This is a genomic window from uncultured Pluralibacter sp., from assembly GCF_913775985.1.
Classification (GTDB): domain Bacteria; phylum Pseudomonadota; class Gammaproteobacteria; order Enterobacterales; family Enterobacteriaceae; genus Pluralibacter.
Genome location: NZ_CAJYMB010000150.1, coordinates 261761 through 277239, shown reverse-complemented (window position 1 = coordinate 277239; position 15479 = coordinate 261761). Strand labels below are relative to the sequence as shown.

12 protein-coding genes and 2 pseudogenes are annotated in these 15479 nt (G+C 52.3%); 3 read left to right on the top strand and 11 right to left on the bottom strand.

Annotated features, from left to right (window positions below):
* The first annotated feature begins 348 nt into the window (after positions 1-348).
* On the top strand, positions 349-1446 hold the full coding sequence (locus QZ766_RS21725; RefSeq protein ID WP_297207165.1) for a linear amide C-N hydrolase: 1098 nt from the start codon (positions 349-351) through the stop codon (positions 1444-1446).
* A gap of 236 nt (positions 1447-1682) precedes the next feature.
* On the opposite strand, the gene QZ766_RS21720 is transcribed toward QZ766_RS21725, so the two are convergent.
* The 4 genes from QZ766_RS21720 to hdcC all read right to left on the bottom strand — a co-directional run bounded on the left by QZ766_RS21720 (position 1683) and on the right by hdcC (position 7586).
* Complete coding sequence (locus tag QZ766_RS21720; RefSeq protein ID WP_297207162.1) at positions 1683-3500, bottom strand: ATP phosphoribosyltransferase regulatory subunit; 1818 nt, start codon at positions 3498-3500, stop codon at positions 1683-1685.
* A 123-nt stretch (positions 3501-3623) separates the two neighbouring features.
* Positions 3624-4892 carry a histidine--tRNA ligase gene (gene hisS, locus QZ766_RS21715; RefSeq protein WP_297207159.1) on the bottom strand — a complete coding sequence of 423 codons (1269 nt, stop codon included), beginning with the start codon at positions 4890-4892 and terminating at the stop codon, positions 3624-3626.
* A 174-nt stretch (positions 4893-5066) separates the two neighbouring features.
* Positions 5067-6203: a histidine decarboxylase gene (locus tag QZ766_RS21710; RefSeq protein WP_297207156.1), complete on the bottom strand. Its 1137-nt coding sequence runs from the start codon at positions 6201-6203 to the stop codon at positions 5067-5069.
* Between the two features lie 36 nt (positions 6204-6239).
* Complete coding sequence (gene hdcC / locus QZ766_RS21705) at positions 6240-7586, bottom strand: histidine-histamine antiporter (protein ID WP_297207153.1); 1347 nt, start codon at positions 7584-7586, stop codon at positions 6240-6242.
* Between the two features lie 614 nt (positions 7587-8200).
* Here hdcC and QZ766_RS21700 point away from each other — a divergent pair.
* Positions 8201-8512, top strand: a pseudogene (locus QZ766_RS21700) (winged helix-turn-helix domain-containing protein); the annotation flags it as partial.
* Between the two features lie 56 nt (positions 8513-8568).
* A pseudogene (locus tag QZ766_RS21695) lies at positions 8569-8790 on the top strand (SMR family transporter); the annotation flags it as partial.
* A gap of 48 nt (positions 8791-8838) precedes the next feature.
* Here QZ766_RS21695 and araD read toward each other — a convergent pair.
* The 7 genes from araD to QZ766_RS21660 form a co-directional block, all read right to left on the bottom strand.
* A complete protein-coding gene (gene araD / locus QZ766_RS21690) occupies positions 8839-9534 on the bottom strand; it encodes an L-ribulose-5-phosphate 4-epimerase (RefSeq protein WP_297207151.1) in 696 nt (231 codons plus the stop codon).
* Positions 9528-10388 carry an L-ribulose-5-phosphate 3-epimerase gene (locus QZ766_RS21685; RefSeq protein WP_297207148.1) on the bottom strand — a complete coding sequence of 287 codons (861 nt, stop codon included), beginning with the start codon at positions 10386-10388 and terminating at the stop codon, positions 9528-9530. Before QZ766_RS21685 ends, araD begins: the two co-directional genes overlap by 7 nt.
* Positions 10381-11043: a 3-keto-L-gulonate-6-phosphate decarboxylase UlaD gene (gene ulaD / locus QZ766_RS21680; protein ID WP_297207146.1), complete on the bottom strand. Its 663-nt coding sequence runs from the start codon at positions 11041-11043 to the stop codon at positions 10381-10383. Before ulaD ends, QZ766_RS21685 begins: the two co-directional genes overlap by 8 nt.
* Positions 11040-12545 (bottom strand): FGGY-family carbohydrate kinase, encoded by a 1506-nt coding sequence (locus tag QZ766_RS21675; protein ID WP_297207143.1) that lies wholly within the window; start codon positions 12543-12545, stop codon positions 11040-11042. Before QZ766_RS21675 ends, ulaD begins: the two co-directional genes overlap by 4 nt.
* 44 nt (positions 12546-12589) lie before the next feature.
* Positions 12590-13909: an MFS transporter gene (locus QZ766_RS21670; protein ID WP_297207142.1), complete on the bottom strand. Its 1320-nt coding sequence runs from the start codon at positions 13907-13909 to the stop codon at positions 12590-12592.
* A gap of 41 nt (positions 13910-13950) precedes the next feature.
* Positions 13951-14883 carry a DUF4862 family protein gene (locus QZ766_RS21665; RefSeq protein WP_297207140.1) on the bottom strand — a complete coding sequence of 311 codons (933 nt, stop codon included), beginning with the start codon at positions 14881-14883 and terminating at the stop codon, positions 13951-13953.
* A gap of 116 nt (positions 14884-14999) precedes the next feature.
* Positions 15000-15464, bottom strand: coding sequence for a YhcH/YjgK/YiaL family protein (locus QZ766_RS21660; protein WP_297207138.1), 465 nt, complete (start codon positions 15462-15464; stop codon positions 15000-15002).
* Positions 15465-15479: the final 15 nt, after the last annotated feature.

Genomic DNA, 15479 nt, shown 5'->3' with positions numbered 1-15479 from the left:
CGCAATACACCACCAGCGCGTTTAAAAATGTCTCCCGGATAAAACACACCGTTCCAATATTAATGATGTAAGGTTCGTCCGCCTCTTCTTAGCGCTGTCCGCCAACGGGCATCTGCGCCACTATCAATAATTCATCCCTCTGTCTCTTTTAATCATCTCATTTTAATTTTTACCATTATTCATTTTATTGGTGCATATTTTACATTCAGACAAATATTCACTTCATCATCCTGAAGACATCTATTACACGCATTAGCACAAATACATAACCTTATTAATAAAAGGGGTAGTAGTGTCATAGCCAGCTTATCTCAGATTTAATTGTGGAAGAAAATACAAGGATATGAAATGAAATCATTAAATAAGACTTTGCTCACCGTATTGGTAGGCGCAGCATTAAGCACGGCATTAATAAGTAGCGCTCAGGCGTGCACCCGCGCTTTTTTAAACCAATACCCTGGCTACATGGTGAGCGCGCGAAACCTCGATTTTTTTGGCCCGGTAGATCCGGCGCTGGTGATCACCCCGCGCGGCGTGGCGCACACCGGCAGCGACGCGAAGAACGCGCCCAAGTGGGTGACAAAATACGGCAGCGTGGTTATTTATGCCGATAACGAATTTCCCATGGACGGCATGAACGAAGCGGGTCTGGCGGGACATACACAATATTATACCAACGGTAAACAGGTGCAGACCGTCGGTAATAAAGACAAACCGGTGCTTGAGAGCCGGGCATGGCTGAGTTACGTGCTGGATAACTTTGCCACGGTAAATGATGCAGTTAACGCCATCCAGAACAACGTGCGCCTGCAAGCGAAGAAAATGCCCATTGACTATGCTACGGACACCAAGCATTTAGCCATTGAGGATAAAACTGGCGATTCGGCGATTATTGAAATCGATAATGGCAAAGTGAATATCTATCACGGCAAACAGTACCGCGTTATGACTAACCCACCTTCAATTGCCAACCAGATGAAAAATCTGGAAAAATATAAAAATGCCGATCTGGAGCAGATCCCCGGCGGTCAGGATGCTGACCAGCGCTTCGTGCGCGCAACCTACGATCTGGACCACGTACCGCAGCCTGACTATAAATCTCAGGCGCAGGGCTTTATCCTCGCCGTGGTCAGCAATAATGCCGAAGCGCCAGGGATGCCCGATGATAAAATAGGTATGGATGCGGCAATTATGCGTGACTACGGAAAATACACCGTGCGTAAAGAGGATAATAAAGGCAACGCCACTTACTTCCAGACTATTTCTGATTTAAGCCACGGCGAGTTCTATTATAAATCCCTTTTCTCACCGTCGATTGTGTACGTCAAAATGAATGAAATCAATTTCAATAAAGGTCAGCCGGTTCAGCGTATTGTTCACGTTAACGACTACGGGAAAAATGGTTGGGAGGGGAATGTGCTCAAGTATGCCGCTGCCGATAAGTAATAGAATAACGCTACTCCGTGTAACTCCGGGATATCATTATATCGCAGTGTATTGACTGTCTAATATCATATAAAGGCCCTGGTGTAATTACAGGGCCTTTATACCCCCGCCATACTTCAAGCTGCTTTTACATGATCGAATTATTCGGCCTGCGGGTTTAGCGTAACTCGAATTGTTTGCGCCATACACTAATAAAGTCATCAGTTTTTTATTTCCGGGAACAGCATTGTACACAATCATACAATAGCCCGGCTCAATATTTCAGTTATCTTCTCAACACTCGATTTCCCATGCCCCTGTGTTTGCGCATCAAAAAACTGAATTGTCTGTCCATTACCTTCAAGCTGAAGCGTAAATCGCGCCCCGCTGCGCTGTGAATTTTTGAGTCTGGTAGTAAGCCTCAGTGTAGAGCTGTCGTTAACGATACTCAGACGTGGAAACTGCTGACGAAGTTTATGTGTCAATAGTAGCGCCTGTGGAGCAACGCGGGGCTGCTCGGGAATAATAACGATATCCACTGACGTTGTACTTTTATTACAGTGTCGGGAATAGCTGAGGAGTGACATGATGGACTCCAGGATAAACGCGAATCCAAATGCGGAAATCTGACGCCCAACGACTTTGCTGGCGCAGGCATCGTAGCGCCCTCCCCGGCTCAGGACCACATTGCGCTCAAAGGCGGTGCTGCGCCACTCAAATACCAGCTGACAGTACTGGTTACGCGGAAAGAGATCCGGGGCATGTTGCCAGACAATACCCAGCCGATTTAGCGCCTGCTGAAGCCGAAGAAAGCGCTCACGAGCCGCCGTGCTGATAAAATCAGCGTGTTGCGGCGCTGCGGGAGCTAGCCGCTGCAGCAGAATATCGTCATGATAAACCAGCCATTCCGGATGATCGACCAGCCACGCCTGCTGTTCCGGTGCCAGTAGCTGCGCTACGGGTTGATAAAACGCGCGTAAAGCCTGGCGATAAGCCTCGGCATCCTGCGCATCTCCAAGCGTATTGAGGTGTAGCTCCGCGCGATCGGCAATGCCGAGCCTGCGGTAAAAACAGGCCTGCATCATCAGATGTTCCAGCTCAATATCAATCCCCTCCGCACCGAAGGCTTCTACGCCAACCTGATGGTTTTGCTGGATATGCTTATCCTTCAGCGATTGGCGAAACATCACTCCCGTATACCACAGGCGGCTCAGCACACCGTCGCTGTGCTGGCCGGCAACGATACGCAAGCAACCCGTTGTTCCGTCGCCCCTCAGCTCGCCGTTGCCCTGAAGCGCGGGGCCGCCCGGGGCAAACAGCGGGTCGCGTTCCAGCATAGACAACCGTATTTGCTGATAGCCATACTGCTGTAAAAAATGTTCAGCCTGCTGCTCAAGCCACGTCCACCGAGCGACAGGATTTTGTTCCAGTTTTCTCGGCCGACCGATATGTCGCGCATGAAGCGGCCTCTCAAGCCGCTTTTCCAGCTGCTGACTGATGACCATAGTGGCCAGTAGACAGTTTTGGTCCAGCGCGCGGCAAATCCGTTCGACCAGCGCGGGGCTCATCGCCGTTCGGCAAAAATCCCGATACCGCTGCAGGCGTTCGTCAGGATTGCTGCCAAGCTGCATCCAGATTGGATGCAGTACTATCGCTCCTGACGGCTCTGCACCAAAAGAGTGGCGCCCACAGATACCATCTTCGTTACATTCGACGAAGCGCTTCACCATAAGAAAATAGGCATTTGCTTCAAGCGGGCTACAGCAGTAACGGTTGTCCCACAGGGCGCCCCGGCGCTGATAGCGACGGTTATAGAATGGCACGTAGCTGCGCCCAATGTGCTGAATAAAGCGGCCGAGGGCATGCTTATCCTCGGCGGTAAGTAAAATAAGGATACGTTCGGGCGCCAGCGACCAGCCGTAAATAGCGATCCCATAACGCCGTGCGGCGAGGTCCATCGCGTGAGTGAACGCGGAATAGTCGTCATCCTCACGAAACAACGGTTCGCGATTATGACCACGCAGCTGTACCAGGTGAGGCATTCCTTGAATGAATAATCTACTTTTTCTTGCCATGAGACAGTTCTCCATTGAGGGTCAATATGACATGAGTTCAAGGATCGGCGGGTTTCAAACGATGCGGCTAAGCGCTTTCCGGTGCCAAAGCGCGTGGCCCAAACACCGGAGAAGGAAGGTTATTTAGTGGTGATACTGCTGTAGCCACTCAATCAGCGTTTTTTCATCGCAGGTCATTTGCTGGGATGAAGGCAGATCCCACAGGCGAATCGTGCTGTCCGCATTGATAGTGACGATCGCACTACACTGGCTCTGTAAGGCTGACTGGTGCTGACGCTTGAGTTTGCTTCCGCTGCAATCAACCAGCACCTTGAGCCCCACAATACGCTGGCGCAGCAACTCTGCCAGCAGCTGGCTCTCCACACCATCATTTTGCTGCTCGTGGGTAATCACAACATCCGGACTAAAGTGCCATTGGGGATTATCCTGCTGACTCACCGACTGAATGAGCAGCAGCAGACGCTCAATGCCTATTGCAAAACCGCACGCGGGGAGAGGCTTCGGATTAAACAGCTCTGCGAGGCCATCATAGCGCCCGCCGCCGCATACTGTTCCCTGGGAGCCCAGCTCGCTGGTTACCCACTCAAACACGGTACGGGTGTAATAATCCAGCCCGCGAACCAGCCGTGGATTAACGGTGTAGGGGATGGCTACTTTATCGAGCAGTTCGCAAAGAGTGTCAAAGTGGCGACGGGAGTCGTCTTTCAGGTAATCAAGCAGCCTGGGAGCCTGTTCCAGCATCGGCTGCATCTGCGGGTTTTTACTGTCCAGGATCCTCAGCGGGTTACTCTCAAGCCGCCTGAGGCTGTCTTCATCCAGAAGTTCACTATGCTGGGTAAACCACTCAACGAGCTTTATTCGGTGCTGGCGCCGCTCGTCTGGAGTACCTAATGAGTTAATTTCCAGTCGCAGATAGGGAGTCAATCCGAGATCGTGAAACAGGTCACGCAGCATGAAAAGCATCTCTGCATCGACCTCCGGCCCCGCCATACCAAATGCCTCAACGCCGAACTGTGTAAACTGGCGCAGCCGCCCCTTTTGGGGACGCTCGTAGCGGAACATCGAGCCTTGGTACCATAACCGCTGAGTTTTGTTGTAACAGAGATTATTTTCCAGCACCGCCCGCATGCAGCCGCTGGTACCTTCAGGCCTGAGCGTGATGTGTTCGCCATTTTTGTCGGTAAAGTTATACATCTCTTTAGAGACGATATCGGTCGCCTCCCCCACCGCGCGCTGAAACAGTTCAACCGGTTCCAGCAGAGGCAAACGCATCTCCTGATAACCATAGCGAAATGCCATATGCCTGAACTTACTTTCCAGCCATTGCCACGTTGGCGTCTCTTCGGGGAGCACATCGCGCATGCCGCGAATTGCCTGGATCTTCGTATTCATCGTCGATTTCTCCTGAATATCCGCTCTGGAGTCACAAAACGAACTCTTTGCACCTCAAAACAGCTACCCTGAATGTGATATTGCAATAGAATGAGGGTGTTTGGTGGATCTCGGTTGGCGCTGGAATCCACCAAATACCACAGGGAGCAGCGGCAGCTTGCCGCTGCTCACTTGTTACGCCGCCCTCTGATTCAAATCGCTAATCACATCATCAATCAGCGCATCTATTTGCGAACTGTCAAGGTGATGTGCAGTGGTGATCAGGTGAGCCACATCTCCGGAAGTGGCAAGACAGTGCTTCTTCCACACCCATTCTGAAGGACGCGGGAAAACAACCGTAATGGAATTTTTATGACACATGGCGTCAATCCCCGCGGCCTTAAAGCGATCTACCGCGTACTTTGCCATGGTTAAACTATGCTGAATGCGACGCCGCCACTCTACTTCCGTATGGCTACGTACCGCCGCCCACATCATTAATGGCGTATGCCCGTTACGGGAGCCGGAAATGGTTTTGTCATGCGCTGAGATATAATCAATTTCAACGCTAATGCGGTCGACATTGCTTTTCTTCGCCACCACAATACCGCAGGGGATTGGCGAACCGATCATTTTATGTCCTGAAACGCCAATTGAATCAATGCCATCGGCGAAAGTAAAGGGTTGAGGTTCGTCCACGAAAGGCAAAATCATACCGCTTAATGCTGCGTCGGCATGTAAATAATAATCCTTACGTGCGATACCCAATCCGGCGATGAGCTTTTGGATCTCGGCAATATCATCAATAGCGCCGCGCACCGTAGTACCAATATTGGCGAAAATAATCGGATGCTTTTCACCGGCATTCTCAATTTTTTTCACCAGATCGTCATAATCCATTTCGCCATTGGGCTGAGACTCAACCAGCTGCGCCTTAATACGCAGAAGTTTCACGATTTTGGCTACGGAATAGTGGGTGTCTTTGGAATAATAAAGCGTTCCGTTAGGGAACAGCTCGCGCCCCAGGTAGCAGCCAAACATGTTGCTCTCCGTGCCGCCGTTGGTGACATAGCCCCAGCTCTCTTCGAAGGGAATTTTAAACAGGCCAGAGAAATACTCCATTACCTCTTTTTCAAAATCGAAGGAGTTTAACAGGTAATTACAGTACTCTCCCCAGTCACCGCAGTTATTGATTGAGAAACGCATAAAGCGTTCAAGCATACTGTAATCAAAGTCAGCTGATTCAGGATAGCCAATATTAAAGTAGCGATTTTTAACACAATAGGACCAGAAAGCATCTAATTTATTTTGGTCAGCAATAGATAAAGTCATAACAATCTCCATATTATGAGTGAGATAAAATTAAAGTTACTTTTCAAGATAAAGGATTTCTTGTCCTTTCTTATTTCTCCCGGCGGCAACGAATGAAAATAGCGGGATCGTCACCATCATCATGACTGTTCCCCAGAAAATCGAATCGGTACCGGAACCTAGCAGAGCAAATATACTGTAAATCACACCAATGACAGTTAACACACAGTAAAACATAAAGCTTTTACCGTAATTCAACTTACGCGAAACCATAATTATAGGTAGCGCAATGGTGGCATACATATACGGCAGGAGGGAGGCGAATACCGACATCAGAATAACAACCTGGAACTGTTTAGCCAGGTCGGGCGATGCGGTTAGCAATAGCACCAGACTCATTAACACGCCGGAAATAAGCAGACCTTTCATCGGTACATCGTGCTTGTTGGTCTCGGCAAAAATCTTTGGAAACAGCCCTTGCTGTGCGCCGGCACGCGGCCCTTCAGACTGCAAAATTAACCAGCCAGAAATAGAGCCAAAGCAGGCAATGATACTGAGAGCAGAAGCAATGTTGCCTGCCATATCGCCGAACATATAGCGCGCGGCGTCGGCGAAAGGCGCCGCAGAGTGAACCAGCTCTTCATGGGGAACCAGTCCCATAATCACCGTGCAGCTACCGACATAGCACACAGAGGCAATAAGCAGGCCGTAGACTGTTGCGCGCGGTACGGTACGCTCGGGATTTTCTACCTGGCCGGATGACACCACAGCAGATTCAACCCCTAAAAATCCCCAGAGCGCGATTGATGCCGCGGAGACTATAGCTGAACTGTTGCTCTTACCCGTGCCGTTATAGACCTGGCTAAACATATGCGGATCGAACCAGAACCAACCAACAATTCCGACGCCAAGTACCACCACCAGCATACAGGTGGCGGTGAAGGACTGCGCGCGACCGGCTGTCTTCGCACCCAGACTGCCTAGCGCAATAAAAGCCCAAAGGATTGCTATCGCGGTAATACAGCCATAGAACGGATCGTGTAAAGCGGGGAAAAAGTAGCTGAGATAACCCACACCGGCCACCAGCAGAGCGACATTACCGATCCAGGCGCTAATCCAGTAACAAACTGTGGTCTGAAAACCAATAAAGGGGCCAAATGCGTCACTGGCATAGGCCACAATCCCACCCGCTCTGGGTGTAATAAGGCTGGTTTTAGCAAAAACTAAAGCCAGAGCAATAACGCCGATTATAGTAAATAGCCATCCCCATAAAGAGATATATCCAATACCGGCAAGACTGGTTGGCAACATAAATACGCCAGATCCCATCATATTTGATGCTGTCACTAACGTGAGTGCCGTAAGCCCCATTTTTTGCGCGGTGCCCGCGCTTACCTTTTCCATATATCCATCCTTTAGTCGTTTTGAAAGCCGTACACCAAAACCCGTGCCGCTATTCTTTCAACTCTCAATCACCAAAGAATGATCGATATCATTTTTTACCCATCGTCTTTTGTTTCGGTTAAAGCAACCTGATCATTATTTGAACAATTACCTTGAAATTAACTACGTCCCCTTTTTTAAATAGCTGTCTGGAGCATAAATAATAATTCCTGCACGTGAATAAAAGCAGAGCACGAATGCGGGTAGATCACGATCGTTGAACATAATGCGAGGAGAAAATTTATGGAGAAAATAGCCACGTACGTGGAGGGATGATCCACTCAGGGTAATATCGCCAGCGCATGCATCAGCACTGCCGACAACGCTGGTGTGACAAAATGTGACTTCCAGCCCAATAACCGCCACTGCGCCAGAACGTCTCTCCCCCCTTTGATAGCGATCAAAAATAGAAACCTGCCCGGGTCGCTATGATCGGGAAATGACAGATGGAAAAAATTTTAAAAAATATCAGGGACTTCTCCGGCGTCTGCGGCCAAGCCCGGCAGCAGCAAGTGCGACGCCGCGGTTAAGTGATAATGACGCTTTTAAGATAAAGCAGGTGGACTGAGGCCAGCATGCGCTGCAACATCAACGCCCGGCTTATTTATGATGCGACGGACGGTACGCTGACGCTACCGGGCAGTACCGATGCCGACGGCCAGCTCTCAATCACCGCCAGCGCGCTACTCTATTTCTTTTTGCGTAACACGGACATCGTCAGCCGCGATGAAGTGCTTAAAAAAGTGTGGGACGATAACGGCCTGACATCTTCTAACAGCAACCTCAATCAGTACCTGAGTATGCTGCGCAAGACGTTTCGCCACTATGATATCGAAAATATTATCGTTACCGTCTCACGCGGCCACCTGCAGCTTAATCCGCAAGTTCACATTGAACCGCTGCCGCCGCTGTCCAATAGCCAGCAGATGCCACAGAAATCTTACCCGCGCTCCTCTACGCACTATGTTATTTCGCGCTAACCCGCGCCATAGCGAATACTATCCCCGTAGGCGTTGCCTACTCGCTGTGGTGCGGGTTCGGGATTGTCGGGGTAACGATTTGCTCAATGATCCTCTATAAGCAAAAACCCGACCTGCCGGCTATTGCCGCGATGGTGCCGATCATCGCCGGCGGCGTGATTATGAATACGTTTTCCAGCATGTAAGCAAGCGCGCCCTTCGCGGAAATCGCGAAGGGCGCGGCGCGATATGCATTATTGGCCGTAGTAAGCACCAGCCCCGTGTTTACGTAGGTAGTGCTTATCAAGCAGCGCCTGCTGCATGTCCGCCAGCTGCGGCGAAAGCTGCCGTGAAAACAGCCCCATATAAGCGCACTCCTCAAGTACGACCGCATTGTGTACGGCGTCGGCAGCATTTTTTCCCCACGCAAAAGGACCATGAGAGTGGACCAGTACGGCGGGAACCTGTTGCGGACTCAGGTCGCGCTCCTCGAAGGTTTTAATAATCACCTCCCCGGTCTGGTATTCGTAATCGCCGTTTATTTCGTCCTCTGTCATCAGCCGGGTGCAGGGAATAGCGCCGTAAAAATAGTCGGCGTGCGTGGTTCCCCACGCCGGGAGATCCAGTCCCGCCTGGGACCAGATGGTGGCGTGGCGCGAATGCGTATGAACAATTCCGCCAATCTGCGCATAGCGGCGATAGAGCGCAAGGTGGGTCGGCGTGTCAGAAGACGGTTTTTTACTCCCCTCAACGACGCTGCCGCTCGCAATGTCTACCACCACCATATCCTCTGCGCTCATCAGGTCATATTCAACACCGGAAGGCTTTATCACCATGAACCGGCGCGATTCATCGATTGCGCTGACGTTGCCCCAGGTAAAAGTCACCAGCTGATGCGCGGGCAGCGCCAGATTTGCCGCCAGCACATCGGCCTTAAGTTGCTCTAACATGTAAATCCTCCTTCTTGCATACGCGCTTCAATCCAGCGGCGGGCCTGAATAATTTCCAGCACCGGCTCTTTCGCCTTTTCAGTCCACATTTCAATCAGAAATGCACCGCGATAGTTCAGTGCATTGAGCGTTTTAAAGATGCCAACAAAGTCCACGCAGCCTTCGCCAAAAGGCACATCGCGGAATTGCCCCGGGCTTTGCGCCGTAACGGGCTGGGTATCTTTAAGATGAATTGCGGCGATACGATCGATACCCAGCGCCAGCTCTGCGGCGACATCATTTCCCCAAGCGCTGAGGTTGCCGACATCTGGATAGACGCTGAACCACGGCGAGGCCAGCATGTCGTCCCATACTTTCCATTTGCTGATAGAGTTCATAAAGGCGGTATCCATAATCTCCACCGCCAGCATCACCTGCGCGGCCGCTGCCTGCTCTACAGCCCAGGCCAGCCCCTCTGCAAAGCGCTGCTGAGTACCTTCATCGTGTTCCTCGTAGTAAACGTCATAGCCAGCAAGCTGAATGGTGCGGATCCCCAGATCGCGCGCGAGCAGAATCGCCCTGGTCATAATTTCGCGCGCGCGCTGGCGCACGGCCGCGTCGCGGCTGCCAAACGGGAAGCGCCGGTGCGCAGAGAGACACATGGATGGGATCCCGACGCCAGTTTCCAGCATCGCATTCACCAGCGAGCCGCGCTGGGCAGAACTCCAGTCCAGACGCGATAGCCGTTCGTCGGTTTCATCTACTGACATTTCAACGAAATCAAAACCGCAGCTCTTTGCCAGAACCAGGCGCTCCGGCCAGCTGAGATCTTTTGCCAGCGCCTTCTCGTAAATGCCTAACGGATGATTACGCATCGCGGCCTCCCCAGATAGCGTCGATCTGCGCGTGAAACTCCGCCGCGGCGCGGGCAGGATCGGCTGCACCGGCCAGCGATCTTCCCGCAATAAATGCTTTCACGTGAATCCCTTTAAATAACGCGACGTCCTCAGGAGTGATGCCACCGGTAACAGAAAGTGCCAGACCGATATCGGACAGCGCCTTCATTTTGGCCAGATCCGCCTCGCCCCACTGCTGCCCGCTGGCCTGCGCGTCGCGCCCTCGGTGGTAAATGGCCTGGCGCACGCCGGTGCGATGCCAGGCTCTGGCATCCTCCAGCGTCCAGTTACCGAACAGCTCCATCTGGATTTCTCCGCCGCAGGACTGCGCGACCGCGTGACCTTTTTCAACTGTCGCCAGCGGCGCCGCACAAATGATAGTCATCCAGTTGGCCCCGGCCCGAAAAGCCTGTTCTGCAAGCGTTTCTCCCGCATCCGCGACCTTCCAGTCGGCCACAATAATTTTCTTCGGGCAGAGGTTACGCAGCGCTTTTACCGCGTTAATACCCTCGCTAAGGCAAAGTATTGTTCCTGCCTCAACGATGTCGACATACTCCTGCAACACTGCGGCATCCTGTAGTGCCGCCGGGAGAGTCGTGTGATCGAGCGCCAGTTGCAGTAATGGTCGGCTCATAGCTTGTGCTCCTTAGTGCGGGCGTGAAAGCCCTGAAGTGCTTCAATCAAATGCTGATAGCGGTGATATTTTTCCTGATACCGCTGGTGGGCAGCGGCATCGGGCAAGACGGTACCGATCGGTAGCTGCAGTTCGCGCTGCGCCTCGGCAAAATCACGATACGCGCCGGTGCCAACCCGCGCCGCCAGCGCCGCGCCGTAACAGCCGGTCTCTTCCAGCTGCGGCAGCTCAACGCGCATTCCGCTAACATCGGCCAGCATCTGCATCCAGACAGCAGAGTGGGCCGGGCCGCCGGTGACCCGCAGGGTATGCGCATCGGTAAAGCGCTCCCGCATCCGGTTCAGGTGCGTCATGTGGCTAAAGACAACCCCCTCGTAGATGGCCTGTAAAAGATGGGCGCGGGTATGCAGCGCCTGCATGCCATAAAAGCCGCTGGTCATTTCAAGTCCGGCGTTACTGCCGTAAAGGAAGGGTAAAAAGATAAGATCGCTACCGGCTTTCGGCAGGCTGGCCACGGCCTGATTTATGTCGTCAAAGGAGAGATTGCCCCACCGGGCGGTGAACCATTCGAGGTTCGCAGACGAGGTGGGACTGGCTTCATGAACGATATATTCCCCGTCATTAACATAGCGCCCGTAAACGTAGGGATGCGGCTCGCTATCGCGTATGCCGCGGGTGATACCGCTGGTTACGGCCCACGTACCCATTACCGCATTGAGAGCTTTTTCATCCTCAAGCCCGGCACAAAGCGCAGTAGAGACAACGTCGAACAGACCGCCTACCACAGGAGTACCCGCCCGCAGGCCGGTTAATGCCGCCACCTGCGACGTCACTTCACCACAGCGCTGGGATGAGCCGACAATCGGCAGCAGCGCACCGCTAATTTCACTGATATCCAGCATCTGCAATAGCTGCGGGTCATACTCTCCGCGCGCCATGTTGTAGAGATTTGACTCGGAGATGTTGGTCTCTTCACAGCCTTTTTGGCCGGTTAAGCACCAGCGCAGATAGTCATGCCCCATCATGATGCTGCCGATCCGGGCGTAGCGGGCTGGTTCATTCTCTTTTAGCCAGCGCAGCAGCGAGGCGGGATGGCCGGTCCACAGTGTCTGTCGGGTAAAAGGGTAAAGCTGCTCCGGGATGCCGTCCTGCTGCCAGCGGCGAACAATGTCCAGCGCGCGTCTGTCGGAGGATAAAATGGCGTTTCCCAGCGGCCTGTCTTGCTTATCCAGCAGAAAAAGCCCCTTCCCCTGTGCAGAAATGCCAATTCCCGCAATCCGATCGCCGGTAATCCCCGCGCGCTTGAGGAGAGCCGCGATCGTTTGGTGGCAGCTCTGCCAGAGCAGAGGCATATCGCGTTCTGCATATCCGGGTTGAGCGCTCAGGGTTTGCAGCGCGCAGCGTTCAATACCGAGTTCGGCACCCGTCCGGTTGTACAGTCCAGCCTTCAGATAGGTGCCGCCGCAATCAATACCCAGCCATAAAGTCTCATTTACACTCATGATCATTTCCCTGCATTGCCGGGACAGCACGCCCGGCAGATGATTTATGCCGCATGCTTGCGGGGATTCATGGCTTCTTTCGGTGCAGCGCCGGCATCGCATTTTGCGGGCAGCAGCAGAGCCATCAGCGCCGCCAGCGCCAGCGAAATAGCCAGGCAGTAAACGCCAGCATCTTTGCTGTAGAGGGTTATCAACACGCCAACCGCGTAGGGGCCGCAGAAACCGCCGAGATTACCGAGGGCGTTGATGACGCCCCGCGCGCCGCCCGCCATTTCAGCACTAAACAGGCGTGCCGGTATGGTCCAGAACACGCCCGCGGCCGATTGCAGGAAGAAACCGCAGCCAACCAGCGCGGTGTAAGCCAGCCAGACGCTGTCCTGCAGCGCGACGGAAAGAAACATGCATAGCGCGAACCCGATCAGCGGCAGGCAAACAAACAACTTACGTTTGCCGGTTCTGTCCGAAAGGAATGAAAACAGGAACATCCCGGCGATAGCGCCCACATAGGGGAGTACAGCCAGCATCCCAACCTGTCCGATACTGCTGTGGGTCAGCTCTTTAAGAATGGTCGGCAGCCACAAGGTGTATCCATATATGCCGGTTTGATAGAAGAAGTTCAGCGCGATAAGCTGCCACATGGTTTTGTCAGACAGCACCGCGCTCAGCGAGGCGTTTTTGACCTCCGTTCCGGCAATTGCGCGCTGTTCGGCAGCGAGCGTTTCAACCAGCCAGCTCTTCTCCGCATCAGAGATCCAGCGCGCTTCCTGGGGGCGGTCATAGATGGTGTAAACCCACAGCATCAGCACAAATACGGAGAGTAAACCTTCGATAATAAACAGCCAGCGCCAGTCCAGAACAGTGATTATCCAGCCCGACAGCGGCGCGGTGATAATCCCGGCAATGGGCACGAACATAATCACAATGGCGTTAGCGCGGCCGCGCTCGGCATCGGGAAACCAGTTGCTGATCATCGTCAGGACAACCGGTAACATTCCGCCTTCGGCAACCCCCAGAAGAAAGCGCAGCACCAGCAGTTGATATTGATTGGTAATGATGCCGGTCAGCACGGAAATAATCGCCCAGGCCACCAGCGACCAGCCAATAAATTTCTTACCGCTCCCGTGTACGGCAATCTTTCCGCCCGGCACCTGTAAAAAAAGGTAGCCAATAAAGAAAATTCCGCCCGCCAGGCCCGCCATGGTTGCCGAAATACCCAATTCCTCATCCATGCCGCCAGGCATTGCAAATGCAATATTCACCCGATCCATATAGGAAATAATACAGGCAATCAGTATTGGAGGGATGATTCTGAACCAGCGTTGCCGGGGTATATCAACAGATGTAGAGTAAGAGGTTATATTCATCTTTGTATTCTCGTAGAGTTAATGTTGTGGCGATGAAATTTTTATGCTGTAGCTTTTTTTAATGCAGCAATGCCGTCACGCAATATTGCAACGCGGTGGCTGAGGCCTGCATTTGGATCGATTTCAAGGAGTTTAATGCCGATAAATTTCAGCGTTTCCGCAGGGGCAGAGGACAATAATTCACGGGCATGCGCCGCGGTCATTAAACTTTCAGCGCAAAAAGGGGCAAAGGGCGCATGTAGATCCTGCCATTCACCGTATTCTCCGCCTGCGGTAGTGCCGGAGAACATCAGCGCACCGAGCTTGCCGGCCTCCTGCGTTAACCTGGTATGGGTGAGCGGCAGCGTTACGCTACGGCCTTCAATTGCCGAACGTGCCCAGTTAACACAAACGCTAATGTTATAATCCCGCGTCACCTCAAGCACATTCTCCAGCGGTAGAAAGCCTTTGCGCGGTGCCGGTCCATCCATCGCGTCGCAGTGCTCAAGCAGCAGTTCGCAGGGCCAGTCCCAGGCGGCAATCTCTTTTAGCGAGCGTGAAAATGCCTCGGTTGCCTGCGCCACGCTCGAATTGCTGGCGACAGGCGCCGCCTGTAGCTCAAGGGCGATAACTTTTCCACGGCGAGCGCTGTTTACCGCAGTTATTTTACGCAATAGATGGCGATAATATTCGATACAGGCCTGGCGCTGCGCTTCATCGGCAGAGGCTAAGCCAAAACCGCCGTTTTCGGCGCGTCGGCGCATGGTTTCCATAATGGCGGTAACCACAATCTGCCAGCTGTCCGGGGTGTGGCGCAGCAGCCAGTCATCGCCAAGTGGATGGAGATCGTCAAGACAAGGCTGTTCAATCCCCCGAATGTCGGGAGTATCAGCGAGCTGACGCCAGAAGTCCTTCTCTTCCTCTTCACTTTTTTGGTGAAATGAGGGTGCACAGGGATACGCACCGATAATATAACCGGTATGATTCATTTTCATTATGTGCTCCTGATATAGGCTATCTTTTTTATTACGCGCGCAAAAATACGATAGGCAACAATATTTTTAATGCATTCGCTTTTACTAATAAATAAGAGATAGCCATTACTTTTATTTTACAATATTGAAATATCCACCTTAACAACGACTTTTCTGATAGATACCGGAACAGATTTACAGCATGCAGGGCGATGAACGTCCTGTGGAAAAAAAATGGCGTAACTGCCGGGTATCATTTCAATAAAAGATTCATTTTCACTGTCGTGGTAGAAAATAATATCCCGCTGCGCGAGTAAGGATTCGCTGACAATATTATTCCCGGTATCAATCGCAATCCCTATTTTCTCCTCTCCGTAAGCCAGAAACTGGATATCGAGATAGCGACGGTGAACCTCGGGCCTGTTTACCTTAATATCCCCGGTAGTCAGGTCGATGATCTGGGCAAAGATATTTTTTCCTTCTATCTCAACCACACCGGGCTGCAGCGTCTGAAAATCGGTGGTGCGCAAAAATGCCAGCGCGCGCTCAATAGCGGCGGGTAGCGTGCAGGGATTTGGCTGTGAGATATGTCCAAAAATCATATCCGTTCTCCTTTG

Bases quoted from the DNA above. Each gene is read 5' to 3' on its own strand.
- QZ766_RS21670 (WP_297207142.1), bottom strand. From the start codon at position 13,909: ATGAATATAACCTCTTACTCTACATCTGTTGATATACCCCGGCAACGC.
- hdcC (WP_297207153.1), bottom strand. From the start codon at position 7,586: ATGGAAAAGGTAAGCGCGGGCACCGCGCAAAAAATGGGGCTTACGGCA.
- ulaD (WP_297207146.1), bottom strand. From the start codon at position 11,043: ATGAGCCGACCATTACTGCAACTGGCGCTCGATCACACGACTCTCCCG.
- QZ766_RS21665 (WP_297207140.1), bottom strand. From the start codon at position 14,883: ATGAAAATGAATCATACCGGTTATATTATCGGTGCGTATCCCTGTGCA.
- QZ766_RS21685 (WP_297207148.1), bottom strand. From the start codon at position 10,388: ATGCGTAATCATCCGTTAGGCATTTACGAGAAGGCGCTGGCAAAAGAT.
- QZ766_RS21725 (WP_297207165.1), top strand. From the start codon at position 349: ATGAAATCATTAAATAAGACTTTGCTCACCGTATTGGTAGGCGCAGCA.
- QZ766_RS21660 (WP_297207138.1), bottom strand. From the start codon at position 15,464: ATGATTTTTGGACATATCTCACAGCCAAATCCCTGCACGCTACCCGCC.
- QZ766_RS21675 (WP_297207143.1), bottom strand. From the start codon at position 12,545: ATGAGTGTAAATGAGACTTTATGGCTGGGTATTGATTGCGGCGGCACC.
- araD (WP_297207151.1), bottom strand. From the start codon at position 9,534: ATGTTAGAGCAACTTAAGGCCGATGTGCTGGCGGCAAATCTGGCGCTG.
- hisS (WP_297207159.1), bottom strand. From the start codon at position 4,892: ATGAATACGAAGATCCAGGCAATTCGCGGCATGCGCGATGTGCTCCCC.
- QZ766_RS21710 (WP_297207156.1), bottom strand. From the start codon at position 6,203: ATGACTTTATCTATTGCTGACCAAAATAAATTAGATGCTTTCTGGTCC.
- QZ766_RS21720 (WP_297207162.1), bottom strand. From the start codon at position 3,500: ATGGCAAGAAAAAGTAGATTATTCATTCAAGGAATGCCTCACCTGGTA.